Source organism: Nonomuraea insulae, from assembly GCF_042656245.1.
Window position 1 is genome coordinate 36,409 of record NZ_JBHSPA010000130.1, and the last position, 23,067, is coordinate 59,475.

Here is a 23,067-nt window from a genome sequence, read left to right on the forward strand (position 1 = left end):
GCAGCGACGTCCAGGCCCTGCCGGTGCTGATGGAGTGACTCAGCGGCCGGGGACGGGCAGCAGGGCGAGGTGGTCGCTGGTCACCAGGTCGAAGCGCAGCGCGAGGGAGACCAGCGCGTGCCGCTGCCAGTCGGCCTTGCCCTCCCCGCCGTGCGGGCTCTTGACGTGCAGCTTCTTCTCGGCGAGATAGCCGATGTGGAACCCGATCGCGGTGCGGCTCAGACCCAGGTCGGGGAGCCGTTCGATGATCTCGGGGATGGTCGGGATGCGCGAGGTCGAGGGGTCGCGCAGGCGCGGCTCGCACAGTGCGACCAGGATGCGGAAGTATTTGGCGTTCTGGTCGAGCGGGTAGGCGACCTGCGTGGCCGCCCCGCCGTCGGCGCTGCCCGGCGGCACATGGACGTGTTGCGGCGCGAACACCAGGAACGAGATCGTGCCGTCCACCGCGGGCAGGGTCACGCGCGAGAACTCGAACGGGATCGGCGCCCCCACCCGCCCCGGCTGCACCTTGACGAACTCCCCGCCGCCCTCCGGGTTCTCCACCACATACGTCTTGGACATGCTGAGGTTGGACAACAACCAGTAGTCGCCCACCGCGACGATCTTGCCCGCGCGCCGGGAGACGGCGGGGTCGTCCAGCATGAGGTCCACGGGCGCGCTGGGGACCCCGCGCCCGAAGAACGCCTGCTCTCCGGGCTCGAGCTCCAGCGAGTACGGCCGGTCGTCCGTGGGCGCCGCCGCCATCTGAATCAAGATCGTGCTGTGCGACATCGCGCGTGACCCTACTCGTGTGCCGGTGGTGGTGTCGAGGTCAGACAGGCAACGGCCGGCCGCCGGGCCGCGGGCGTTCCCGCGGACCCCCGTCCGGCTGGTCGTCACCACCCCCGCGGAAGGAGACCTCGCTGTCGGTTCGCTGCCCCGATCCTCCTGTCTGCTCGGCGATTTCGTAACCTGGAAGGTGCCAGGGCGCGTGGACGAATCCGCGGGCATCGACCATCATGAACCGAATGACGGCTCCATCCCACGCAGGTCGCCACCGGATCGAGCAGCTCATCGGGGTCGGGGGTTTCGCCTCCGTCTACCTCGCCCGCGACGAGAAGCTGCGCTCGTCGGTGGCGGTCAAGATCCTCGCCGACAACTGGGCCCGTCAGGCCGACGTGCGCAACCGGTTCATCCAGGAGGCGCGGCTGCTGCGCCAGGCCGACTCCCACCTGCTCGTGCAGGTCTTCGACATCGGCGAACTCGACGACGGCCGGCCCTACTTCGTGATGACGTACGCCGACCGCGGCACCCTGGGGGACCGCCTGGCCGGCCCGCCGCTCCCGCTCGCCGAGACGCTCGCTCTGATGGGTGAGATCTGCCAGGGCGTCGCCGTGCTGCACAGCATCGGGGTCGTCCACCGCGACCTGAAGCCGTCGAACGTGCTGTTCTGCTCGCGGCCCGAGGGCGGGGAGCGGGTGATGGTGGCCGACCTCGGCATCGCGCGCTCCGCCGACCACCTGAGCGGGCTGACATTGCCCGCGGGTTCGCCCGGGTACCAGGCGCCCGAGCAGCTCTACTTCGACGGGGCGCCGGACGCGCGGGCCGACGTCCACGGGCTGGGCGCGCTGACCTACCACCTGCTCACGGGCCGGGTGCCGGCCAAGCCGAGCGATCGGGTGCCGCCGAGCGCGCTGCGGCCGGAGGTGACGGAGGCGGTCGACGCGGCGGTGATGCGCGCGCTGGACCCGGAGCGGGAGGGCCGCTTTGAGGACGCCACCGCCTACGCCGCGGCGCTTTCGTCCCGCACGGGCGTCCTGCCGGACGGCGGACCCGGGACGACGCGCAAGAAGGAGCCGCCACGAGCGGTCCTGCCAAGCGCGGGGCAACCGGGCGCAGGACGGCAGGATGCGGGACCGCCCGGAGAAGGAGACCCGCCAGAAGATTCGTCCGGGCAAGGAGGCCCGTCGGGAGGAGGGCCGGGCGGGGAGCGGAAGAGCGGGTTCTCCGGACGGCGAGCGTTGGTCGTCGGTGGGACGGTGGTGGTCGCGGCGGCCGTGACCGCGGTGGTCATCACGATGGCCCGGACGGGCGACATACCCGAACCGACCACCACGACCCCGGCCGGCGGCACGTCCGCGAGCACGTCGCCGGTCGGCGACGACACCAGGCGCTGGTTGCGCGCCGACTCCGACATCCCCGGCGAGTACCGCGCGCTGATCGTGAACGCGGGCACGTACTGCGACCAGCCCGGCCTGAGCCCGGCCCTGATCGCCGCGATGCTCAAGGCGGAGTCGGGCTTCGACCCCAAGCTCTCCGACACCACGAACGACGAGTACGGCATCGCCAGGTGGACCCCCAGCGTGTTGTGGCACTGGCAGCCGGGCGGGCTGCAGGGCCGGGAGCCGAAGCCGCCGTTCACGCCCGAGGTGTCGATCCTCTCCATGGGACGGTTCATGTGCACGCTGGGCCCGCAGATCAAGAGCCTGCCCGGCGATCCCGCGCTGAAGCTGGCCGCCCTCTACCGCAGCGGCGTCGATCCCCTGAAGCGGGCGAAGGGCATTCCCGCGCGGTGGCGCCCGTACACCGCCAAGGTCGCGGGCTACCTGCGCGGCTACCAGCCCGCGTGAGCAGGGTCAGCGCGGGAAGTCGTCGAGTTCGCGGACGGCCTGGTCGAGGTCGTCGGCGACCCCTCGCCGCAGCAGCCGCTCGTAGAGCCCCTCGCCGGTGGCGCCGCGGCGGCGGATCACGTCGGCCCGCGCCCGCGTGCGCGCCTGGATCTCGTTGATGAGAGCGTCCGTGCTCCCGCTCCACCCGTAGGTGTCCAGGAACAGGCGCAGCCGCCCGGGCCGCGAGTCGAAGTCGGTGAAACCCTCCAGCGCGACCGCGCGCCGGGCGTAGAGCGGCACCCAGCTGCAGGCCATCCAGGCCACGTCGGAGTCCACCGTGGTGGGACCGGCGAAGTCCCAGTCGAAGAAGCCGGTGAGCCGTCCGTCATGCCAGGCGGCGTTGAAGGCGGTGGCGTCGTTGTGCACGATGATCGTCCCGGGCGTCCACCGCTCCCCCGTGCGCCACAGGGCGCCGGCGTATGGCACGAAGTCGGCCACGGCCTCGTGGTAGTCACGCAGCCACCGCGCGACCTGGACGAGCGTCTCCTCCGTACGGGTCCACCCTGGCCACACCAGTTCGTCCCCCAGGGTGTCACCCTCCAGGTACGTCAGGATCTCGCGCCCGTCCTCGTCGATGCCCAGGACGCGGGGCGCCCCGCCGAACCCCTTGCGTTCGAGGTGCCGCAGCAGCTCGTGCACCGACTCCGTCCAGGCGCGCACCGGCCGCCGCACCGTGCGCCCGACCCGGATCGCGCCCCCGTCGTTGCCGCCCGCGAGCCGATCCGTCGTCATCTCGCCGGAACCTCCCCGAGTGCCCGCACAGCGTCGAGGGTCATCAACGTCGCGAGGAGGGTGTCACGCGGGAATCACCGCGTCAACAGGATGACCACGGCGTGACGGGTTCCGGGTTTCATTGCATCATGCAATGATAAAGGAGGCGAACCATATCCGATGCGGAGGGGTGGAATGGGAAGCGCAGAGCGTACCGGCTTCTCCTGGATCGTCACGCAGCGTGACGACGCCGCCGTGCTGAGTGCGGTGGGAGATCTCGACCTCGCCTCGATGGAGGAGTTCCGCAGCGGGCTCGGCCAGGCGATGTCGACCATCAGGCCGCCGCACGTGGACGTCGACCTCCAACGGGTCGACTTCTGTGATTCCTCGGGGCTGAACACGCTGATCTGGGCCGCGAACACCGTGGAGGCCGCCGGCGGCCGGCTGCGGCTGAGCGGGTTGCAGCCACGGGTGACGCGGCTGCTGCGCCTGACCGGCCTCGACCGGCGCTTCTCCCTGCGCGACGCGCCGACCGGATCGTAGCCACGACCCGGTCGTCACCGTCTACGCGTAGGTCATCGGGGTCCGACGACGAGACGCGGATGCTTGTGCACGCGCCAGCCCCCGGCCTCGTATCCGAAGTTTCCGATCTTGAGGTTGAGGTTGCCGTACGCGCCCTTCCCGTTGTTCATTGAGACGTAGGCGCCCGCGTCGCCGAAGCCGAGCAGGTCCGCCTGGCTGTCGCCGGTGAGGTCGGCGACGAAGCGCGGATGCCGCTCCACCCGCCAGCCCCCCGCCTCGTAACCGAAGTTGCCGACGGCGAGCTGCGGCGCCTGGAACGTCCCGTTGCCGTTGTTGAGCGACACCCACACACCCCCGTCACCGAAACCGACGATGTCCGCGCGGCCGTCTCCGCTGAGGTCCGCCAGGAAGCGGGGATGGCGTTCCACCCGCCAGCCACCAGCCTCGTAACCGAAGTTGGCGACCGCGAGTTGCGGCGCCTGGAAGGTGCCGTTGCCGTTGTTGAGCGACACCCACACACCCCCATCGCCGAAGCCCACGATGTCGGCGCGGCCGTCGCCGGTGAGGTCGGCGAGATAGCGGGGGTGACGCTCGATCCGCCAGCCGCCTGCCTCATAACCGAAGTTGCCGACGGCGAGCTGTGGTGCCTGGAAGGTGCCGTTGCCGTTGTTACGGGAGACCCAGACGCCCCCGTCGCCGAACCCGACGATGTCCGCGCGACGGTCGCCCGTCAGGTCCGCGAGGAAGCGGGGGTGACGCTCCACCCGCCAGCCACCAGCTTCGTACCCGAAATTTCCGACCACGAGCTGCAACGCCTGGAACGTCCCGTTGCCGTTGTTGAGTGACACCCAGACACCCCCATCGCCGAAACCGACGATGTCCGCACGGCGGTCGCCCGTCAGATCGGCCAGGAAGCGGGGGTGACGCTCCACCCGCCAGCCCCCCGCCTCATACCCGAAATTTCCCACCACGAGCTGCAACGCCTGGAAGGTGGCGTTGCCGTTGTTACGGGAGACCCAGACGCCCCCGTCACCGAACCCGACGATGTCCGCGCGGCCGTCCCCGGTCAGGTCCGCCAGGAAGCGCGGATGCCGCTCGACACGCCAGCCGCCCGCCTCGTACCCGAAGTTCCCGACCGCCAGTTGCGGCGCGGCGAAGTTGCCGTTGCCCTGGTTCCTGGAGACGTACGCGCCCGCGTCCCCGAACCCGACCACGTCGGCCTTCCTGTCGCCGGTCAGGTCGGCGGTGAAGGCGGTGTGCTGCGGGAAGATCAGCGGCGAGGTGACCGCGTTCATCGCGTTGACGCGCCCGCCGCCCAGCATGCCGGGGAACCCGGCGTTGGCGGCGGCAATGTCGTCGCACGTGGTCTCGAGGATCCGGCGCACCTGGAGGTTGGTGAGGTTCCTGTTGCGCGACCAGACGAGCGCGGCGACCCCGGCCACGTGCGGGGAGGCCATCGAGGTGCCGTTGAGGAAGGCGTAGCCGCCGCCCGAGAAGGTGGACCAGATGTTGACGCCGGGCGCGGCGACGTCCACGTTCGTGCCGAAGTTGGAGAACGTCGCCTTGCGGTCGGACTGGTCGAGCGCGGCCACCGCGATCACCTCGGCGTAGACGCCGGGGAACTGCGGGGTGACGTCGGTGTTGGTGTTGTCGTTGCCCGCGGCGAAGACCACGACCACGTTCGCGCCGACCGCGGTCTGGATCGCCGTCCGCACGCCGGCGTGGTCGCCGTTCATGCGCCAGCTGCAGTTGATCACGTACCGGCGTTCGGGGTTGGCGTTCGCCTGAGCGGCCGTGTAGGCGATCGCGTCGGCCCGGTTCTGGTTCATGCCGGTCGTGAGGTCCACCCGCAGCGGCATCACGCGGCAGCGCGGCGCCACGCCGACGACGCCGGTCGCGTCGTTGACGGCGGCGCAGGTGCCGGAGACGTGCGAGCCGTGGCCGTCCTGGTCCTCCGGCACGGGGTCGTTCGCGTCGGCGAAGTCCCAGTCCTCGGCGCCGCGGGGCAGGATGTTGGTCTGCAGGTCGGGGTGGGCGAGCGCGGCGCCGGTGTCGATCACGGTGATGATCACTTCGGGGTCGCCTCTGGTGAGGTCCCAGGCCTCGCAGGCGCGGATGTCCGACCCGGCGACGCCGGTGGAGCCGTTCACCGCCTGGCCGGTGTTGCGCATGCCCCATAACCTGCCGAAGTCGGCGTCGCCGGGGACGAACAGCAGGGCGCTGTTGAAGCCCACCTCGCTGGGCTCGGCGAAGGCCACCTCGTCCAGATCCGACAACTCGCGGATCGTCTCGAACAGGCCACGCCCCTCGGGTACGGCCAGCGTGTAGTAGCCGGGCGTGCGCTGCCGTACCAGGACGCGGCTGCCGTGCTCGCCGACGATCTCCTCGGCCCTGGCCGGTGCGATGTCCGGGCGGAACTGCACGGTGAGCTCGTTCGGCAGGAAGTAGCGCGAGGCGCCGTGCTCGTCGATCATGACAGGGAGGGAGTCGGTCACCTCGTCCTGGCCTGCCACCTCGGCCATGTGAGCGGGGCTGACGTAGACGGCGGCGAATCCCCGCCGCAGGTCGTAGCCCTGGCTGACCGACCGCAGCGAGGGGGCGGCGACGATCTGGTTGAGCGTGTCGATCTCCCCCTGGCCCGCGAACGTCACCATGGCCTCGTCGGGCTTGGCCGCGAACGTGGTGAGCCGGCCGCTGGTCTTGTCGACGTAGCTGTATTCGCTCTCTTGCGAACGCGGTGTGGCCATGCCCGGCACCTTCTTCAGGAAAGGGGATGAGGGCTGCCGAGACTACGCGGCCCGCTACGCCCTGTCGTCAGGAGGTGACCTGGGGAAATCCCTAAGGCAGGCGGCCCACCGCGCCCATGAGCCCCGGCCGGGTCAGGTCGATCTTCACCTGCCGGTCGGGCTCGGACTCGGGCCGCCACGACTTGACCGGGACGAGCCCCGGCTCCAGCAGCGTCATCCCGTCGAAGTAGGAGGTGATCTGCCGCAGCGAGCGGGCGCTCAGCGCGCCCGGCTTCGTCGCCTTGTACACCTGCTGGCCCGCCCTGACCTTGGGGTCGTCGGCGTCAGGGGTGTAGAAGTGGGAGATCAGCAGGTGGCTGCCGGGCACGAGCGGCGCGCGCAGGGCCGCCACGATGCCGCTCGCCTGCTCATCCCCCGGCACGAAGTGCAACACCGCCGACATCAGCACCGCGACAGGACGGCTGAAGTCGAGGTGCCCGGCGACCTCGGGCGAGCCCAGGATGGCGGCGGGGTCGGTGGCGTCGCCCCAGACGGCGATGGTGCCGGAGGTGTCGGCCAGCAGGGCGCGGGCGTGCGCGAAGACGATGGGGTCGTTGTCGACGTAGACCACCCGGGAGCCGGGGGCGGCCCGCCGCGCGACCTGATGCACGTTCTCCTGCGTGGGCAGGCCGGCGCCGATGTCGAGGAACTGGCGCACGCCCTGCCCGGCCATGACGCGTACGGCCTTGCCGATGAAGGCCCGGTTGTCGCGGGCGGTCTCGCGCACCTCGGGGACGATCGCGATGATCTTCTCCGCGGCCTCCCGGTCGGAGGGGAAGTTGTCCTTGCCGCCCAGGTAATAGTCGTACATCCGGGCCACGCTGGGAACCGTGGGGTCAACGCCGGGCACGGCCGGCTCAACAGCACTCACGCGTCGCCTCCCGCACTGAGGTAGCGCAAGCGTAGCGATCAACCGGTATGGGGTGAACCCCTGCGTTCAGTGCAGAAGGCCGCGTTCGTGGAGCGCCTGGAGGACGAGGGAGTCGACGTAGGAGACGCGGTCCCGGTCGGCGTACCCGAACCACGCCTTCTCCGCGATCTCCATCGACGGGGTCAGCGGCCCGCGGTGGTCGGCGGTGTAGCAGATCATCCGGAACGGCCCGCGCTCCGGATGGCCGGCCGGGATCTCGAAGGTGCCGAAATGCACCATGGAGTCCGCGTCGATGTGCGTCTGCAGCTCCTCGTCGATCTCCCGGACGAGGGTCTGGCTGTCGGACTCCCCCGGCTCGCGTTTCCCGCCGGGGAAGTAGAACACCTCTCGGCCCTGGTTACGGGTCATCAGGACCTGGTGGTCGCGCAGCAGGATCCAGGCCACCTTCTCGTTGTCCATGATCGGACCCTACTCGGGCCAGGTTTCAGGCGATGGGCTCGTCCGCCAGGTACGGCGGCGCGGGCTCGTACTGCAGTGCCCTGCGCACGGCCCTGGCGTGGTCGCGGCCGTGGAGGCGGCCGACCAGCCACAGCGCGCTGTCGATCCCGGCCGAGACGCCCTGGCTGGTGACCAGGTTGCCGTCCACGACATAACGGACGTCGCGCATCACGGTGACGTCCCCGAGCTCCTCCAGGGCCTCCTCGTACTGCCAGTGCGTGGCCACCTGCCGCCCGCGCGCCGGGCCGGCGGCGTGCAGCAGGAACGTGCCGGTGCAGACCCCGGCGACCCAGGTGGCCTGCGCGGCGGTCTCGGCGACCCAGGCGGTGGTGACGGGGTTGTGCGTCTCGACCTCCCTGGCGCCCCTGCCGCCTGGGACGAGCAGCACGTCCAGCGGCGGGTGGTCGTCGAAGGTGTGGTCGGGCAGCACCCGCAGGCCCTTGGCGCAGCGCACGGGGCCGGGCCGCTCGGCGACGAGCACCACCGTGTCGGCGCCGTCGCGCAGCGCCGACGAGCTGGTGAAGACCTCCCAGGGGCCCGCGAAGTCGAGCTCCTCCGCCTGGTCGAACATGAGCAGTCCGTACGTGGTCACCGGTCGCCTCCTTGGTTCACCACTTCAGCCTGTTGGGCGCCGGGTCGTGGCGTCAACGACCGGCCGCCCTCTCGACAACCCTCCGCATTCGTGGTGGTGTCCATCACATACCGCGTTCCCCCGGATGAGGTGACGTCTCATGTCCCTTGATCACGCGACGGCCGAATTCCTGCGGCTCCTGGAAGCCCAGGGCGGCAGGCCGATGCACGAGCTGACCCCCGAGGAGGCGCGCGCCGTCGGCGGCGAGCTGAACGCGCTGTGCGGCAAGGGCCCGGACGTGGCCCGCGTCGAGGAGGTCTCCATCCCGGCCGAGGACGGCGCCTCGTTCCCCGCCCGCGTCCTCGTCCCGTTCGGCACGCCGCGTGGCGTGATCGTGTACTACCACGGCGGCGGATGGGTCCTCGGCACCATCGACGAGTTCGACACCCTGGGCCGTGAGCTGGCCACGCGTACGAACTGCACCGTCGTCCTGGTGGGCTACCGGCTCGCCCCGGAGCACCGCTACCCGGCCGCCGCCCGCGACGCCTACTCCGCTCTCCTCTGGACCGCCTCCGCCCTGCCGGACCTGCCGATCGTCGTGGCGGGCGACAGCGCGGGCGGCAACCTGTCGGCCGTCGTGACCCAGCGCGCCAGGGACGAGGGCGGCCCCGCCATCGCCCTGCAGGTGCTGGTCTACCCGGTCACCGACTGCGACCTGGACAACGCCTCCTACCGCGACCCGGGCAACCAGCTCCTGCTCGACCGGGACAGCATGGTCTGGTTCTGGGACCACTACGCGCCCGATCCCGCGCAGCGCGCGAACCCCGACGTCTCCCCCCTGCGCGCCAAAGACCTGTCCGGCCTGCCGCCCGCCGTCGTCCTGACGGCCGAGCACGACGTCCTGCGCGAGGAGGGCGAGGCCTATGCGGAACGGTTACGGGAGGCGGGCGTACCGGTCGAGTTCCGGCGCTTCACGGGCCAGATGCACATCTTCTTCACCCTGGTGAACGTGCTGCCCGGCAGCGCCGACGGGCTGGCCATGGTGGCCGGGGCGGTGGAGCGGCGCCTGGGGTGAGCCGCGGGTAAGCCTGATGTCACCCGCCGTCGGCCCTAGGGAGAACCCTGGCCGTTTCCCTGATGTCGGCCGGCACCGCGGAACCTATCGTTTCGGCGGAGGTGCGACGATGCTCCTCGCCAAAGTGGCCGCGCCGATGCCGGAGCTGCGCTGGCCGGCGCAGTTCTCGCTCGAAGGGCTCGGTGCGGACACGCGGCTGCGCCTGCTCGTGCCCGAGGGTTACCTGGTCGAGGGGCGGCTGGCGGCGGACCTGCTGCGGGCGGGCAGGGGGCTCGGGTGGTTGCGGCCGGAGCCGTACGAGCTGGGGCCCGAGGGCCTGCGCAGGCTGGCGGCGGCGTGCGAACCGGCCGCCATGGTCGTGATCCAGCAGCCTCTCCCCGAACTCGGCGGCCCGTCACCGGCGCTGGCCGCCAGCGAGGTCGTCCTGTCGCCGTGCGCGGGCGACCAGGGGCTCGGGGTGGGGGCCGGGACGGTGGCGGCGGCGGCCGAGCAGCTGGAGCGCCCGCTGACCCGCGAGAGCATCGACCGGCTGGTGGCCATCACGGGAGGCAGGTCCGCGGTCATCGATTCGGTCCTGCGGGCCGCCTGGCCGGCCACCGGGCGTCGGGCCCTGCCCGGCAGGTGGCTCGACGACTGTGTCATGCGCTCGGGCAGCCTGGCCGACCTCGTCGCCGTCGTCACGCTGCGGCTGCTCCGCGACGCCGAGCCCGCCCGTCTGCAGGCCCTGAGCCTCGCGGCGCGCCTGGGGTACGCGCACGAGGACCTGTCGGCGCTGCGCCCCGCCCTCCGGGAGCCGGACAGGGAACCCTGGTGGGAACCCCTCACCGGCGGCTGGTACCGCATGTTGCCGTTCTGGTCCACCGCGATCTGCGCGCTCCGCCCGGCCCGCTCCCCCGCCTTCGGCCTGCGCCTGGCCCGGCTGACGGGGGAACTGGTGGGGACCGACGCGGTACGGGAGGCGGTGGAGTTGTCCCGGCGGGCCGGCGACCAGGCTCTCCTGGCCGAACTGCTGGCGGAGACCGGCCTGCGGGCGAACGCGGAAGAGGACCAGGAGACACCGCCCGGCGAGTGGGAGGCGTGGCACCGCACCAGGGCGGCGCTGGCCACCGGACGCCTGTCCGAGGCGCTGGAGCACGGGCGGAAGGCCCGCGACCTCGCCACCGGGCAGGAGGCGACCGACCGGATCCGGCACGCGCTCCGCCTCACCCGCCGCACGATGCGGGCGCGGTCCGCGAGGAAGCGCATCGTGCTGATGCTGCGGGCCGTGGAGGCGGCGACCTGGCCACACCCCGTCCCTGAACCGTACGCACCTCACGTGCTCCCGCCCGCCCGCCGCACCGCCCCGCCACCGGATCCGCGGGCCACGGGTACGGAGGTGGAAGCCTGGTTGCTGGGATCGTTCCGGATGAGTGTGGACGAGCGGCCCGTCACGGAGTGGTCGGGCAAGCTGGGCAGGGCGGTCCTGATGTACCTGCTCCTGTCCCGCCCCAAGCCCGTCCGCCGCGACGTCGTGATCGACGCCATCTGGCCGGGCGTCCCCGAGGGCGCCGCCCGCAACCGGCTCAACGCGGCCATGCACGCCCTCCGCGCCGACCTGCGCAGGATCCGTCCTGACCGGCAGATCGTGGTCTACGACCGGGAGAGCTACGCCCTGGCCCCCGGGTCGTCGATCTGGCTGGACACCGAGGCGTTCGCCGAGGGCTGCGCGCGGGCCGCGCGGCTCAGGCGCGACGGGGAGCGGGAGGAGGCGATCGCCTGTCACGAGGCCACCCGGGCGCTGTACGCGGGCGACCTGCTCGAAGACGCCCCCTACCTGGACTGGGTGGTCCCTGAGCGGGAGCGCCTGAGCGCGGCCCACGTCGATCTGCTCGACGGGCTCGCGGCGCTCTACCTGGAGGCGGGCGCGTACGCCAAGTGCGTGGACACCTGCAGGCAGGTCCTCGTCAGGGACTCCTGCAGGGAGCGGACCCACTGCCTGCTCATGCGCTGCCACGCCCGGCAGAACCAGCCGCACAAGGCCCTGGCCCAGTACGAGACCTGCCGCAGAGAGCTGGACGCCGTCCTCGGCATGACCCCCGGCCCGGAGACGCGCGCCCTGTACGAGTCGTTACGCCGCCACCTGACCATCTGACTCAGTGCCGCAGCCCGGCCCGCTCGTCGACGAACGCGAGCAGCCGCTCGACGTCCCACCCCCGCACCCGGGAGACGTCGTCGCTCTGGTGGTGGCGAATCTCGCAGTTCAGCACCTCCCTCGTCTCGGTGTCGGCGGTCACCGTGAGCGTGAACGTGTGCCGCTCGGGCACCGCGCTCCGCTCCTCTGCGACGGATTCGGCGGCCAGTTCGGCGGCCAGTTCAGCGGCCTGCCCGATCCAGTCCTGCTTGCTCAGCCGCTCCGCGCCGATGCCTGCGGGCTGCACGATGGCGGTCAGCTCCTCGACCGACAGGGCCGAGAGCTGCTCCAGCGTGGTGATCCCGGCGTCGCGCAGGAGCCCGGAGATCTTCGGGCCCACGCCCTTGACCCGCTGGAAGTCGTCCTCGGCGGGGGTGCTTCCGACCTGGATCCGGTGGCCCAGGCCCGCGTTGTCGTCGAGGGTCCACAGGCCGGCGCGGTCGGTGACCAGGATCTCGCAGACGTACTCCCCCGGGGGCAGGCCGGCCAGGTCGGCCCGGTGCTCGCGGGCGAAACCGTCCTCGTGCGACTCCGCGACGGCCTTGCCGATGGCCAGCCGGGTGAGCGCGGTGTGGCAGCGTACGTGCCAGGAGCAGTCCACGTCCGTCTCCCACACCAGCGTGGCGCCCTCGACGCGCGGGCCGGCCACGGCCGGGAAGGCGGCGGTCGCGGCCAGCTCCACGGCGCGGGCCACGTCGAGCTTGCCCGCTCCCCAGCCGTCGCTCACCGTGGGGGCCTGGCGGGCGGTGTGGCGGAGGAGCTGGGCCGCCTGTTCGCCGGTGAGCTGCGGGAGCCCGCTCGTCGCGCGGGCGGACATGATCAGGGCGGCGGCGCCGCAGACGTGGGGGGCGGCCATGCTGGTGCCCGCCATGAGGGTGTGGGCGAGGTCGGGGCGGGGCGGGAGTGCGCTGTTGGCGTTGCGGGCGGAGGCGATCGTCTCGCCCGGCGCGGTGAGGTCGGGTTTGGGGGTGCCGAGCCTGGTGGGGCCGTGGCTGCTGAAGGTGGACAACGCGCCGATGCCGAGGTTCCAGTCGGCGGGGCGGGTGGCGTACGAGCCGACGGTGATGAGACGGCGGGCCGTGCCGGGGACGGTGATCGTACGGGTCGGGTCGGCGGAGGCGGGGGCGAACCTGGTCTGCTCCGCCGCTGTCCCGTCGCGTGGCGCCCGTTCGATCCAGGCGTCGTAACGGCCGTGCCGCACCGGGCCGCCGCGCAGCAGCAGCCGCCAGACCCCGGGCTCGACCCCCTGGCCGGCGATGATGACCGTGGTGGCGGTGTCGCCGCCGGCGGAGGCGTCGGTCTCGCTGTCGATCGTGACCCTGTCCCCGTGCCGGGTCGTGAACGTCTGCTCCTCGCCCGGCTCCGTGAACGACGACTGGGGGCCGCTCGGCGGGGCGACGGCCACGCTGATCCGGTCGTCCCCGTCGAACCAGATCTCCACGAGGTCGTCCTGGACGTCGCCGGGCCGCACGACCAGGTCGAGCGTGACGACCTCGCCCTCCTCGACCGTGCCGCCGGCGTGCGTACGCCACTCCTGCTCGTTTCCCGCCGACTTGACGATGACCACGCCGGGACGGCGGGCGAAGGCGTCGAGGGCCCGTTCCACGAGGGTCTCGCCCGAGTGGCCGCCGCCGTTCATGCCCTGGCTGAGGTTGACGGCGACGGGACGGCCGTCGGCGCGGCGCACGACGTAGTCCACGGCGTCCACGAGCCGCGTCGAGCTGCCGAGCGTGACGCCGTCCTCGCCGGTCAGCGCGACCACGATGAAGTCGGCGTGCGGCGCGATGCCCTGGTACACGCCGCCGAGCTGGCTGTCGTCCCCGGCGGCGATGCCGGCCACGTGGGTGCCGTGCCCGCTGGTGGCGTCGGCGTGCGGCACGATGGCGGTGGGCTGCGGGTCGGAGAGCGCCTTGTCGAGGTCCTCCTTGGCGTACTCGACCCCGTAGGGCACGGAGCCGCCGGCGGGCGCGGTCGCGGCCTGGTCCCAGAGATGAAGGATGCGTGAGGTGCCGTTGGGGTGACGAAAGGCCGGATGCGTGTAGTCGATGCCGGAGTCGATGATCGCTACGATCGTCCCGTCGCCTTTGGGAAGGCCGTCGGGGGCATCGCTCCTTGCGTCGGCCCTCACATCGGCCCTCACGTCGGTCCTCACGTCGGCCCTTAAGTCGGCCCTTAAGTCGGCCCTCACGTCGGCGCGGGAGACGTTCAGCTCGGGGAACAGGGGGCGGGAGGACTCGACGCGGCGTACCGACTCGTGCCCGGCCAGCTCCTCCAGCCGGTCCACGGGCACCCGCGCGGTGGAGACGCCCGCGTCGGGCTGGTAGGTGTGGACGTCGTCGGGGACGTGCTCCCCGTCGGTCAGGAGCAGCACCTCCACCGTGCCCGCCCTCCACCCCACGCGTTCGGCCAGCGTCGTGCCGTCGATGTCGGCCTGCTCACGTACCCGCGCGAGGAGGTGCCGCAGGCGTGCGTCCAGCGTTCTCATGCTCTTCCCTGCCCTTGCTCATGAAGCCCCTCGCGGGACAGCCCGATCCGCGGCACGAAGGCCCCCGCGGCGACGCGATCCCGTCGGCGGCTCCGGAGACGACGGTCCCCTCGGTGGTGTGCGTCCTCATACCGGCCGCGCGCAGCTCCGCGAGCTGCGCGCGACTCGGCGGCACAGCGGCCACTTCTGACCCGCCGCGCGTTCCTCCGCACGGGGTCAGGAGTAGATCAGCATCCTGACCGGGCTCTCCTCGACGATCCCCGGCAGGATGTCGGGCTGGCCGAGGAAGCCGGGCTGCAGGTCGGGCCGGAACCAGCGGCTGGCGAACCCGGCGAAGGGCGGCAGGCCCACGCCGACGCCCAGGATGTCCACGGTGAGGTGGATCTCGATGGGGCGCGGCCGGCCCTCGGCGGGCTGGGGCGCGGTCGGGATCGCCATCGGGATGATGTTGAAGAACCCGGGGCCGAACGGCTCGGGGTTGGGGTTCAGCTGGGGTCCTGGGGTGACGGAGTTGAGCTCGACGGACACGCCGCGCACCTGGTAGACCAGCGGCGCCATGACGTCCGCCGCCGAGGGTCCGCCCGCCAGCGGCATGGGGTTGCGCCAGAGCACCGCGAACAGGACGACCTGCTCGCCGAAGTGCACGACCCTGGCCGGCTGGAGCGGCCCGCCGGAGAAGGGCTGCCGGTACGGGCCCACCGCCATGAGGTCGAACCAGAGGTAGGGCACGGGCAGCGGCGTGATCGGCGTCGCGGCCTCGATGTCGCTTCGCCGGCCCATCGACATCCCGGCCCGCTCCTGGCGCCGCGCGAACTCGGCGGAGATCCGGGCCTGGTCGGACATGTGGCCCTGCTCGGAGCCGCGGCCGTACTGCTGCTGTTGTGCCGGCTCGCGGCCGAACTGCTGCTGCGCGGACTCGCGGCCGAACTGCTGTTGTGCCGGCTCGCGGCCGAACTGCTGCTGGGAGGACGCGCGGGCGTACTCGGCGGCGGCCTGGGCGGCGCGGTCGGTCATCCTGCGGTACCTGTCCTGGTACTGCATCGTGAAGCGGTCGAGGCTGGCCTCGATCTCCCGCATGACCTCCTGGACCCGCTCGCTGGCGAGCAGCTCCCTGGTGGCCTGGTCCGGCTGCAGTTCAGCCGCCTGCCGTTGCGTGGTGGTGCTCAGGTCGGTGATCGGCATTGATCTGCCCCTCGCATCGGGCGGGCTCAGCTGCCCGCGTGCCCCGTAACCTGGCACGCCCCGCTTAGCGAGCGCTGAGGACCGCCTTCTGCCGGCGCTTAGTTCGCGCTTCGCTCCCGCCCAGCTCCGCTCGTCAGGCGAAGAGCTGAGAGAGCTTCAGAAACAGCTCGTAGACCCCGTACGCGAAGGGCAGACCCACCCAGACCCACGCCACCACCATCAGCCAGGAACGCCCCGAGCTCATACCGTCTGCCCCTTCTCCGTCACCTGCGGGTCACGCCCTTGCGCGGGCTTCTCGTGATACCTCTCGTGGACCGGCCGGATCAGCTCGTTGGCGATGAAGCCGACCGCGAGCAGCCCGATCATGATGAACAGCGACGTTGTGTAGAGGTCGGGCCCGGATCGCCCGGCGGCCTTCTGCGCGTCGGCGATGGCGTTGACGATCAGCGGGCCGAGCACGCCCGCAAGGGACCAGGCGGTGAGCAGGCGGCCGTGGATCGCGCCGACCTGGTAGGTGCCGAAGAGGTCCTTGAGGTAGGCGGGCACGGTCGCGAAGCCGCCGCCGTAGAAGGACAGGATGCCCAGCGCGCACACGATGAACAGCGGCTTGGAGGCGTTGCCCGACAGGGAGATGACGAGGTACAGCAGCGCGCCGACGCCCAGGTAGACGCGGTACATGTTCTTGCGGCCGATCAGGTCGGAGGTGGAGGACCAGACGAAGCGGCCAGCCATGTTCGCCAGCGACAGCAGCGCGACGAAGCCCGCCGCCGCCCCCACCGCGACGGCCGCCGGCGTGCCCGCGAAGAAGTCCCTGATCATCGGCGCGGCCTTCTCCAGGATGCCGATGCCGGCCGTGACGTTGCAGCACAACACGATCCACAGGAAGTAGAACTGCGGGGTGCGGATGGCGTTGCGGGCCGAGACGTCGGCCGTGGTGATCAGGGGCCTCAGACTGGCCGCGGCCGGTTTCCACCCCTTGGGGGCCCAGCCTTCCGGCGGCACGCGTACGAGCAGCACGCCCATCGACATGAACACCGCGTAGACGACGCCGTGGACGAGGAACGTCGTGGCGATCCCGCCCGTGCTCGCGCCGAAGGAGTCCAGCATCTGCGCCGACCACGGCGAGGCGATGAGTGCCCCTCCGCCGAACCCCATGATCGCGATGCCGGTGGCCATGCCCGGCCGGTCGGGGAACCATTTGATCAGCGTGGAGACCGGCGAGATGTAGCCGATGCCGAGCCCGATCCCGCCAACGAAGCCGTATCCGAGCACGACCAGCCAGTACTGCCGGGTGGCCACGCCCAGCGCGGACAGCAGGAAGCCGGAGGAGAAGCACGCCATCGAGACGAACATCGCCCATCGGGGCCCGTTGCGTTCCACGAGCGTGCCGCCGAAGGCCGCCGACAGGCCGAGCATGACGATGCCGAGCTGGAAGGGCAGCGCGCTCTGCGTGCCGGAGAGCCCGAGCGCGGATTCGAGCGGGGGTTTGAAGACGCTCCACGCGTAGGCCTGCCCGATGGCCAGGTGCACGGAGAGCGCGGCCGGCGGCACGAGCCAACGGCTCCAGGTGGGCGCCGCCACGGTACGGGAACGACTCAGAAAGCCTGCGGGATCTACCACGATAACACCGGTATCACATACGGTATGCAGTATTTCCCGACGAGGAAGATCTTTACGGCGAGCGGTCAGATCCCGTCGATGAACGGCGGCCGATAATCTTGAACCAGACGAGAGAAAGGCGGCGCCATGGAGGTCACGATCACGACCGGTGACGTGCGGGGGCAGGTCGAGAAGGGGGTGGCCGTCTTCCGTGGCATCCCCTTCGCCCGCCCGCCGCTGGGCGAGTTGCGCTTCGCCGCTCCCGTGTTCCCGCCGGCGTGGGAGGGCGTACGCGACTGCACGGCCTTCGGGCCGCCGCCTCCCCAGCAGCCCTCCCCCTGGGCCCCGCCCGCGGCGGACCGCGCCGGGGAGAGCTGGCTGACGGTCAACCTCTGGTCGCCGGACGTCGGGGCGAGCCTGCCGGTGATGGTGTGGATCTACGGGGGCGCCTACCGGAGCGGCGAGTCCGGCGAGCCCGTCTACGACGGCGCGCTACTGGCCCGCGAGGGCAACGCCGTCGTCGTCACGCTCAACTACCGGGTGGGCATGGAGGGGTTCGCCCAGATCGAGGGCGCGCCGGCCAACCGGGGGCTGCTCGACCAGGTGGCCGCGCTGGAGTGGGTGCGCGACAACGTCGCCGCGTTCGGGGGCGACCCCGGCCGGGTGACGGTGTTCGGGGAGTCGGCGGGGGCCGGGTCCGTCGCCGCGCTCCTGGCCATGCCGCGCGCCGCCGGGCTGTTCGGGCGGGCGATCGCGCAGAGCGTGCCAGGCACCTACTTCTCCGCGCCGCTCGCCGCCGACATCGCCGCCGTCCTGACCGCCGAACTGGGCCTGCGGCCCACGGTCGCCGACCTCGCCGACGTCCCGCCCGACCGGCTCGTCACGCTGGTCGAGTCGGCCAATGCCAAGATGCCCTCGTACGAGGAGCGCTGGGGCCCGGTCGCCCACACCGTCACGCCCTTCTCCCCGGTCGTGGACGGCGACGTCCTGCCCCGCGACCCCTGGTCCGCGCTGGCCGACGGCGCCGCCAGGGAGGTCGAGCTGATCGTGGGCCACAACCGGGACGAATATCGCCTGTTCACGCAGATGGAACGGTCGAGCGCCGAACGGGCCGACCTCCTGCTGCGCGTGTTCGCGCCCGGGCTGGACTACCGGGCGGCCTTCCCCGAGGCCGGGCCCGCGTTACTGGGCGAGCTGGTCAGGTCCGACTGGTTGTTCCGGATGCCCAGCCTGCACCTGGCCGACGCCCAGGTCGCCGGAGGCGGGCGGGTGCACGCTTACGAGCTGACCTGGGCCAATCCGATCCTGGGCGCCTGCCACGCGCTCGACGTGCCGCTGGTCTTCGGCAACCTGGACGGCGGGATGGGCCGCTCACTCCTCGGGGACCCGGCTCCGCCCGGGGCCGCCGTCGTGTCGGCCGACTTCCGCCGCCGGTGGACGGCGTTCGCGGCGGGCGAGGGGCCCGGGTGGGAGGCGTACGAGCAGGGGCGGCGCCTGGTCCGGCTCTTCGACGCCGAGCCGTCCGTGGTCGCCTATCCGGAGGAGACCTCCCGCCGCCTCTGGGCCGCGCACCGGTTCGGCGCGCTCCCCCTCCTAGGCTAGGGAAAGCCCTAGGCCACCTCCCGTGTCGGCACGCTTGGTGCTGGTGAGAGCGTGCCAGTATTCGGGCGCGGGAGCGAATTCCCGCGCCCGCACGCAGACGACCGGGGTGGGTGGACGAGATGACCGAACCATCGAGTGGGGTCGCGAAGCAGGAGCTCCAGGACTTCCTCCGCACGGCGGACACGCTGACGCTCGACGACCGCAAGCTGCTGGTCCAGCAGGCGCTGGTGCTCATCGAGCAGAACTACGTGCATCTGCCGCTGAAGGCCGCGATGCACGCCGTCAACCCGGTGCAGCGGCTGCGGCTGCTCGCCGTGCGGCTGAACCGGCAGACGGCGGCGACCATGGGCCCGGAATGGCGCTTCCACGCCGAGCTGTCGGAGATCTTCCACTCCGTACGCGACCTGCACACCAACTACCTGCTGCCGGCGCCGTACAACGGCAAGATCGCCTACCTCCCGTACCTGATCGAGGAGTACTACGACGGCGACACCCGCCACTACATGGTGACCAGGACCGTTCAGGGCTTCTCCTCCCCGGGCTTCGGTCCGGGCGTCGAGGTCACCCACTGGAACGGCATCCCGATCGACCGCGCGGTGGACATCAACGCGGCCAGGTTCGCCGGCAGCAACCCGGCGGCCAAGCACGCGCGCGGCCTGCAGTCGCTGACGATCAGGCCGCTGCGCGTGCACGTGCCGCCGGACGAGACCTGGGTCGTGCTGACCTACCTCGGCACGGACGGGATCCGCCGCGAGCTGCGCGAGAGCTGGCGCGTCAGCGACAACCAGCCGCCCTTCGTGGACGCCGACCAGGTCAGCGCCGCCGCCGTGGCCCAGGGCCTCGACCTCGGCGCCGACGAGATCCAGCGCGGGGTGAAGATGTTGTACGTCCCAGAGGCCGTCACGCCGCACGAGACCCTGGGCGGCGCCGAGCTGACCGCCGAGCCCGCGGAACCGGGCGCCGACCTGCCCAGCTCCATGCCCGGCTTCTTCCGGGCCAGGAGCGTCGTCACGCCGTCGGGCACGTTCGGCCACATCCGGGTGTTCAGCTTCGGCGTCAACGACCCTGACGCGTTCGTACGGGAGTTCGTCCGGCTCATCGGGCTGCTGCCGCAGAACGGCCTCGTCGTGGACGTACGGGACAACGGCGGCGGGCACATCTTCGCCAGCGAGTTCCTGCTGCAGACGCTCACCCCGCGGCCGATCCTGCCGTCGCCGGTCCAGTTCGTCACCACGGCCCTGAACCTGCGCATCTGCAAGCAGCACCAGGAGAACCCGACGGGACAGATCGACCTCACCCCCTGGTGCCGGTCGATGGAACAGGCGCTGGAGACGGGCGCGGTCTACTCCGGCAGCTTCCCCATCACCCCGGCCGGCGGCGCCAACGCCATCGGCCAGCGCTACTTCGGCCCGGTCGTGCTGATCACCAACGCCCTCTGCTACTCGGCGACGGACATCTTCGCCGGCGGCTTCCAGGATCACAAGATCGGCCGCGTCCTCGGCACGGACGACAACACGGGCGCGGGCGGCGCCAACGTCTGGACCCACGAGCTGCTCAAAGCCCTGCTCGAACTCCCCTCCCCGGTGCCCGACAGCCCCTACAAGCCGCTGCCGCGGCAGGCGGGCATGCGGGTGGCGATCCGGCGCAGCCTGCGGGTGCACGACCTGGCCGGCACTCCCGTCGAGGACCTCGGGGTGGTGCCCGACGTACGCCACCAGATGACCCGCGAGGACATCCTGCACGGCAACGCCGACCTGCTGGCGCGCGCCGGGGAACTCCTGGCCGCGGGGACGGCGCGGCGGCTCGACGTGCAGGTCGCGGCAGTCGAGCTGACCCTCACGACCCGGCTCGTGGACCGGGCCGACGTCTACCTCGACGGCCGGCCGCGGGCCTCGGTGAACGTGACGGCCGAGGTCACCCTCGTGCCCGTGCCGGGAGCGGGGGCCGCGCACGTCATCAGGGTGGAGGGGTTCCAGGGCGGTGAGCTCGTCGCCGCTCGTACGATCTTGCCCTAGTATGGATGGCACTTCGATGTAGCGCTTTCCAGAAGTAACGCCGCAGAGCGGAAGCGCGACACCCCCTGAGGGTGAGAAGGGGCGGCACGGTCCTTTGCCGTCTCTTCATTCGGAGGCATCTCATGCACGTCGGTCTTGGCCTGCCCATCACCGATCCCATCACCCTGCCCGACTGGGCAAGGCGCGCGGAAGCAGGCCCGTTCACCACCCTGGGCCTGCTCGACCGCCTCGTCTACGACAACCCCGAGCCGCTGGTCACCCTCGCCGTCCTCGCCGGAGCCACCACCAGGATCCGGCTCCAGACCGAGGTTCTCCTGCCGCCGCTGCGCGAGACGGCGCTGCTCGCCAAGCAGGCCGCGACGCTCGACCTGCTCAGCAGCGGCCGCCTCGTCCTCGGCGTCGGCGTCGGCGGCCGGGAGGACGACCACGTGGCCGCCGGCACCGATCTGCGTACGCGGGGCCGCCGCATGGACGATCAGCTCGCCGTCATGCGGCGGTTGTGGTCCGGCGAGCCGTACGGAGCCGGCGCCGGGCCCATCGGGCCCGCTCCCGCCCGCGACGGCGGCCCCGAGGTGCTGATCGGCGGATTCCGTCCGCCCGCGCTGGAACGCGTCGCCCGCTGGGGCGACGGCTTCCTCAACGCCGCCCCGGTCTCCTGGGCCGGCGGGCTGTTCGACTTCGTGCGCACCTCATGGAAGGAGCACGGGCGCGACGGCTCACCCCGCCTCGTCGCGCAGGTCTGCGCCGCTCTGGGCCCTGACCCCGTGATCGAGGAGGCGCGCGCCGCCATGGGCGCCTACTACGCGAACTCCGGCCAGGCCGACTACATGCTCGCCGGGATGCGCACCACGCCCGCCTCGATCCGTGAGGCGATCGCCCAGTTCGCGGACCTGGGGGCGGATGAGGTCATGCTCTACTGCTGGGGCCGCGACCCCGGCCAGGTCGACCGGCTCGCCGACCTGCTCTGAGCGACAGGGGCCACGGCGGCGTCCGCCTCGGCGACCAGCGGGTCGCCGCGGTGGCGCTGCCAGCCGGCCCTGAGGCGGTGCAACTCTTGGCGTACCCGGGCCGAGGCGATCAGCGGCACGTCGTCGCCGAGGCCCAGGGCGGTCGCGGCGGCCCGCTCCGGGTCGCCCGCCCGTAAGAAGGCGTGCGCCGCCCGCAGTCCGATGAGAACCCGGGTGCGCAGCTCGACCGGGCGGCGGGCGTTCATGGAGGCGGTGTAGTGGCGGGCGGCGGTGGCGTGGTCGCCGAGCTGGGTGAGGGTCAATCCGATCTGGTGCTCCAGCGATTCGCGCCGGTAGTTGCCCGTCCACTCCGTCTCCGGCGGGGAGTCGGCGCGTTCGAGCTGGGTCTCCGTACGGCGCAGGAGGCTCAGGGCGTCCCAGCGGGCGCCGGCCGCCGCGTTCGCCTCGGCGCGCATGCCGGTGATCCAGGCCAGCGTGCGCCGGGAGCCGTGCCCGCCCAGCGCCGAGGCGGCGGCGTCGGCCAGCGCCAGCGCCTCGCCGTCGTGGCCCAGCTCCGCCGCCTGCACGGCCATGCTGCGTAACGCCGTCGCGCGTAACACCAGGTCGCCGGCCTCGTCCGCGAGCCGTACCGTGCTGATGTAGTAGCGCTGGGCCAGCGCGTTCGCGCCGGCGTCCATGGCCATGTACGCGGCCAGGTAGCTCAGCTCGGCCGCCGCGGCGAACAGGTCGGGGCGGGCGCGGCCGGTCGCCTCCCGCAGCAGAGGTGTGACGTCGCGCGACAGGTACGCGGCCACCGCCGCCCTCGCGTGGCCGCCGCCGTACTGGTCGTCCAGGTCGGCCAGGCTGGCGGTGGCGGCGCGGATCCTGGCCACGTCGCCCGCCCCCGTACGGCCCGCGTACCGCTGGAAACGCTTCTCGGCGGTCAGGCCGGACAGGGCCGCCAGGGTGAACGTCCCGGCGGTCAGCACCGTACGGCGGTTGAGCAGGTCGTCCTCCCCCAGCGTGGCCAGCCTCGCCACCGGGTCGCCGCGCCACGGGTCGTCGTGCCAGGGGCGGCCGGCGGGCTGCGCAGGCCAGCCGAGGTGCGACGGGGCCAGGTCCGGGCGGTCGAGGCGGCGGCGGAACGCCTCCACGGCGGCGCGCACGGCCTCCGGGCGGGGCACGGTGCCCGTCAGCCAGTGCCCGATCGCCGAACGGTCGTAGTGAATCCGCTCCCCCAGCTCGGCCGCCACGGCGTTGACGTGCTGCGCGGTGGCCGCGTGCGTCCAGCCGGCCTGCTCGATCAGCGCGGCCAGGGCCCGGTTCGCGACGGGGCGGGTGCGCCGTGGGGGCATCGCATCTTCACATCGCTTCACATCGCGGTG

18 protein-coding genes are annotated in these 23,067 nt (G+C 72.0%); 7 read left to right on the forward strand and 11 right to left on the reverse strand.

Translation table 11 applies throughout. The annotated features are described in order from the left end of the window. Window positions 1-39 precede the first annotated feature (39 nt). Window positions 40-771: an FHA domain-containing protein gene (locus tag ACFPZ3_RS67785; protein ID WP_379524917.1), complete on the reverse strand. Its 732-nt coding sequence runs from the start codon at window positions 769-771 to the stop codon at window positions 40-42. A 236-nt stretch (window positions 772-1,007) separates the two neighbouring features. Between ACFPZ3_RS67785 and ACFPZ3_RS67790 the strand changes: the two genes are divergently transcribed. After that, window positions 1,008-2,609, forward strand: a complete 1,602-nt coding sequence (locus ACFPZ3_RS67790) for a serine/threonine-protein kinase (protein ID WP_379524918.1) — start codon at window positions 1,008-1,010, stop codon at window positions 2,607-2,609. Between the two features lie 6 nt (window positions 2,610-2,615). Here the strand turns inward: ACFPZ3_RS67790 and ACFPZ3_RS67795 are convergent, their stop codons facing one another. Further along, the gene (locus ACFPZ3_RS67795; RefSeq protein WP_379524919.1) at window positions 2,616-3,380 is read right to left on the reverse strand and encodes a phosphotransferase; all 765 of its coding nucleotides are present in this window, start codon (window positions 3,378-3,380) and stop codon (window positions 2,616-2,618) included. Between the two features lie 174 nt (window positions 3,381-3,554). On the opposite strand from ACFPZ3_RS67795, the gene ACFPZ3_RS67800 reads away from it, so the two are divergent. Continuing rightward, the gene (locus ACFPZ3_RS67800; RefSeq protein WP_379524920.1) at window positions 3,555-3,902 is read left to right on the forward strand and encodes an STAS domain-containing protein; all 348 of its coding nucleotides are present in this window, start codon (window positions 3,555-3,557) and stop codon (window positions 3,900-3,902) included. A 32-nt stretch (window positions 3,903-3,934) separates the two neighbouring features. Here ACFPZ3_RS67800 and ACFPZ3_RS67805 read toward each other — a convergent pair whose 3' ends face one another. The 4 genes from ACFPZ3_RS67805 to ACFPZ3_RS67820 form a co-directional block, all read right to left on the reverse strand. Beyond that, window positions 3,935-6,628, reverse strand: a complete 2,694-nt coding sequence (locus ACFPZ3_RS67805; protein ID WP_379524921.1) for a S8 family serine peptidase — start codon at window positions 6,626-6,628, stop codon at window positions 3,935-3,937. A 91-nt stretch (window positions 6,629-6,719) separates the two neighbouring features. Next, window positions 6,720-7,538 carry an SAM-dependent methyltransferase gene (locus ACFPZ3_RS67810; RefSeq protein WP_379524922.1) on the reverse strand — a complete coding sequence of 273 codons (819 nt, stop codon included), beginning with the start codon at window positions 7,536-7,538 and terminating at the stop codon, window positions 6,720-6,722. 66 nt (window positions 7,539-7,604) lie between these two features. Beyond that, window positions 7,605-7,997 carry an NUDIX hydrolase gene (locus ACFPZ3_RS67815; protein ID WP_379524923.1) on the reverse strand — a complete coding sequence of 131 codons (393 nt, stop codon included), beginning with the start codon at window positions 7,995-7,997 and terminating at the stop codon, window positions 7,605-7,607. A gap of 25 nt (window positions 7,998-8,022) precedes the next feature. Further along, on the reverse strand, window positions 8,023-8,628 hold the full coding sequence (locus tag ACFPZ3_RS67820) for a DJ-1/PfpI family protein (protein WP_379524924.1): 606 nt from the start codon (window positions 8,626-8,628) through the stop codon (window positions 8,023-8,025). 139 nt (window positions 8,629-8,767) lie between these two features. On the opposite strand from ACFPZ3_RS67820, the gene ACFPZ3_RS67825 reads away from it, so the two are divergent. Both ACFPZ3_RS67825 and ACFPZ3_RS67830 read left to right on the forward strand, forming a co-directional pair. After that, window positions 8,768-9,682 carry an alpha/beta hydrolase gene (locus ACFPZ3_RS67825; protein WP_379524925.1) on the forward strand — a complete coding sequence of 305 codons (915 nt, stop codon included), beginning with the start codon at window positions 8,768-8,770 and terminating at the stop codon, window positions 9,680-9,682. Between the two features lie 109 nt (window positions 9,683-9,791). After that, the gene (locus ACFPZ3_RS67830; protein ID WP_379524926.1) at window positions 9,792-11,813 is read left to right on the forward strand and encodes a BTAD domain-containing putative transcriptional regulator; all 2,022 of its coding nucleotides are present in this window, start codon (window positions 9,792-9,794) and stop codon (window positions 11,811-11,813) included. Window position 11,814: 1 nt separating this feature from the next. On the opposite strand, the gene ACFPZ3_RS67835 is transcribed toward ACFPZ3_RS67830, so the two are convergent. From ACFPZ3_RS67835 to ACFPZ3_RS67845, 4 genes are all read right to left on the reverse strand, one after another. Next, a complete protein-coding gene (locus ACFPZ3_RS67835) occupies window positions 11,815-14,337 on the reverse strand; it encodes a S8 family serine peptidase (RefSeq protein WP_379524927.1) in 2,523 nt (840 codons plus the stop codon). Between the two features lie 216 nt (window positions 14,338-14,553). Beyond that, window positions 14,554-15,519, reverse strand: coding sequence for a hypothetical protein (locus ACFPZ3_RS67840; RefSeq protein ID WP_379524928.1), 966 nt, complete (start codon window positions 15,517-15,519; stop codon window positions 14,554-14,556). A gap of 133 nt (window positions 15,520-15,652) precedes the next feature. Next, complete coding sequence (locus ACFPZ3_RS70270; RefSeq protein WP_417629179.1) at window positions 15,653-15,763, reverse strand: MFS transporter small subunit; 111 nt, start codon at window positions 15,761-15,763, stop codon at window positions 15,653-15,655. Continuing rightward, window positions 15,760-17,139, reverse strand: coding sequence for an L-lactate MFS transporter (locus ACFPZ3_RS67845; RefSeq protein WP_379524929.1), 1,380 nt, complete (start codon window positions 17,137-17,139; stop codon window positions 15,760-15,762). The genes ACFPZ3_RS70270 and ACFPZ3_RS67845 overlap by 4 nt, the downstream gene beginning before the upstream one ends. Before the next feature lie 126 nt (window positions 17,140-17,265). On the opposite strand from ACFPZ3_RS67845, the gene ACFPZ3_RS67850 reads away from it, so the two are divergent. The 3 genes from ACFPZ3_RS67850 (at window position 17,266) to ACFPZ3_RS67860 (ending at window position 21,703) form a co-directional block, all read left to right on the forward strand. Beyond that, window positions 17,266-18,720 (forward strand): carboxylesterase/lipase family protein, encoded by a 1,455-nt coding sequence (locus ACFPZ3_RS67850; RefSeq protein ID WP_379524930.1) that lies wholly within the window; start codon window positions 17,266-17,268, stop codon window positions 18,718-18,720. Between the two features lie 119 nt (window positions 18,721-18,839). Then, the gene (locus tag ACFPZ3_RS67855) at window positions 18,840-20,735 is read left to right on the forward strand and encodes a S41 family peptidase (protein ID WP_379524931.1); all 1,896 of its coding nucleotides are present in this window, start codon (window positions 18,840-18,842) and stop codon (window positions 20,733-20,735) included. A 122-nt stretch (window positions 20,736-20,857) separates the two neighbouring features. Continuing rightward, the gene (locus ACFPZ3_RS67860; RefSeq protein ID WP_379524932.1) at window positions 20,858-21,703 is read left to right on the forward strand and encodes an LLM class flavin-dependent oxidoreductase; all 846 of its coding nucleotides are present in this window, start codon (window positions 20,858-20,860) and stop codon (window positions 21,701-21,703) included. On the opposite strand, the gene ACFPZ3_RS67865 is transcribed toward ACFPZ3_RS67860, so the two are convergent. Continuing rightward, window positions 21,649-23,037 carry a hypothetical protein gene (locus ACFPZ3_RS67865; protein WP_379524933.1) on the reverse strand — a complete coding sequence of 463 codons (1,389 nt, stop codon included), beginning with the start codon at window positions 23,035-23,037 and terminating at the stop codon, window positions 21,649-21,651. The genes ACFPZ3_RS67860 and ACFPZ3_RS67865 overlap by 55 nt on opposite strands. Window positions 23,038-23,067: the final 30 nt, after the last annotated feature.

Coding starts and splice junctions, on each gene's coding strand:
- ACFPZ3_RS67825 (WP_379524925.1), top strand. CDS start 8,768: ATGTCCCTTGATCACGCGACGGCCGAATTCCTGCGGCTCCTGGAAGCC.
- ACFPZ3_RS67835 (WP_379524927.1), bottom strand. CDS start 14,337: ATGAGAACGCTGGACGCACGCCTGCGGCACCTCCTCGCGCGGGTACGT.
- ACFPZ3_RS67840 (WP_379524928.1), bottom strand. CDS start 15,519: ATGCCGATCACCGACCTGAGCACCACCACGCAACGGCAGGCGGCTGAA.
- ACFPZ3_RS70270 (WP_417629179.1), bottom strand. CDS start 15,763: ATGAGCTCGGGGCGTTCCTGGCTGATGGTGGTGGCGTGGGTCTGGGTG.
- ACFPZ3_RS67865 (WP_379524933.1), bottom strand. CDS start 23,037: ATGCCCCCACGGCGCACCCGCCCCGTCGCGAACCGGGCCCTGGCCGCG.
- ACFPZ3_RS67815 (WP_379524923.1), bottom strand. CDS start 7,997: ATGGACAACGAGAAGGTGGCCTGGATCCTGCTGCGCGACCACCAGGTC.
- ACFPZ3_RS67785 (WP_379524917.1), bottom strand. CDS start 771: ATGTCGCACAGCACGATCTTGATTCAGATGGCGGCGGCGCCCACGGAC.
- ACFPZ3_RS67800 (WP_379524920.1), top strand. CDS start 3,555: ATGGGAAGCGCAGAGCGTACCGGCTTCTCCTGGATCGTCACGCAGCGT.
- ACFPZ3_RS67855 (WP_379524931.1), top strand. CDS start 18,840: ATGACCGAACCATCGAGTGGGGTCGCGAAGCAGGAGCTCCAGGACTTC.
- ACFPZ3_RS67860 (WP_379524932.1), top strand. CDS start 20,858: ATGCACGTCGGTCTTGGCCTGCCCATCACCGATCCCATCACCCTGCCC.
- ACFPZ3_RS67805 (WP_379524921.1), bottom strand. CDS start 6,628: ATGGCCACACCGCGTTCGCAAGAGAGCGAATACAGCTACGTCGACAAG.
- ACFPZ3_RS67795 (WP_379524919.1), bottom strand. CDS start 3,380: ATGACGACGGATCGGCTCGCGGGCGGCAACGACGGGGGCGCGATCCGG.
- ACFPZ3_RS67850 (WP_379524930.1), top strand. CDS start 17,266: ATGGAGGTCACGATCACGACCGGTGACGTGCGGGGGCAGGTCGAGAAG.
- ACFPZ3_RS67790 (WP_379524918.1), top strand. CDS start 1,008: ATGACGGCTCCATCCCACGCAGGTCGCCACCGGATCGAGCAGCTCATC.
- ACFPZ3_RS67830 (WP_379524926.1), top strand. CDS start 9,792: ATGCTCCTCGCCAAAGTGGCCGCGCCGATGCCGGAGCTGCGCTGGCCG.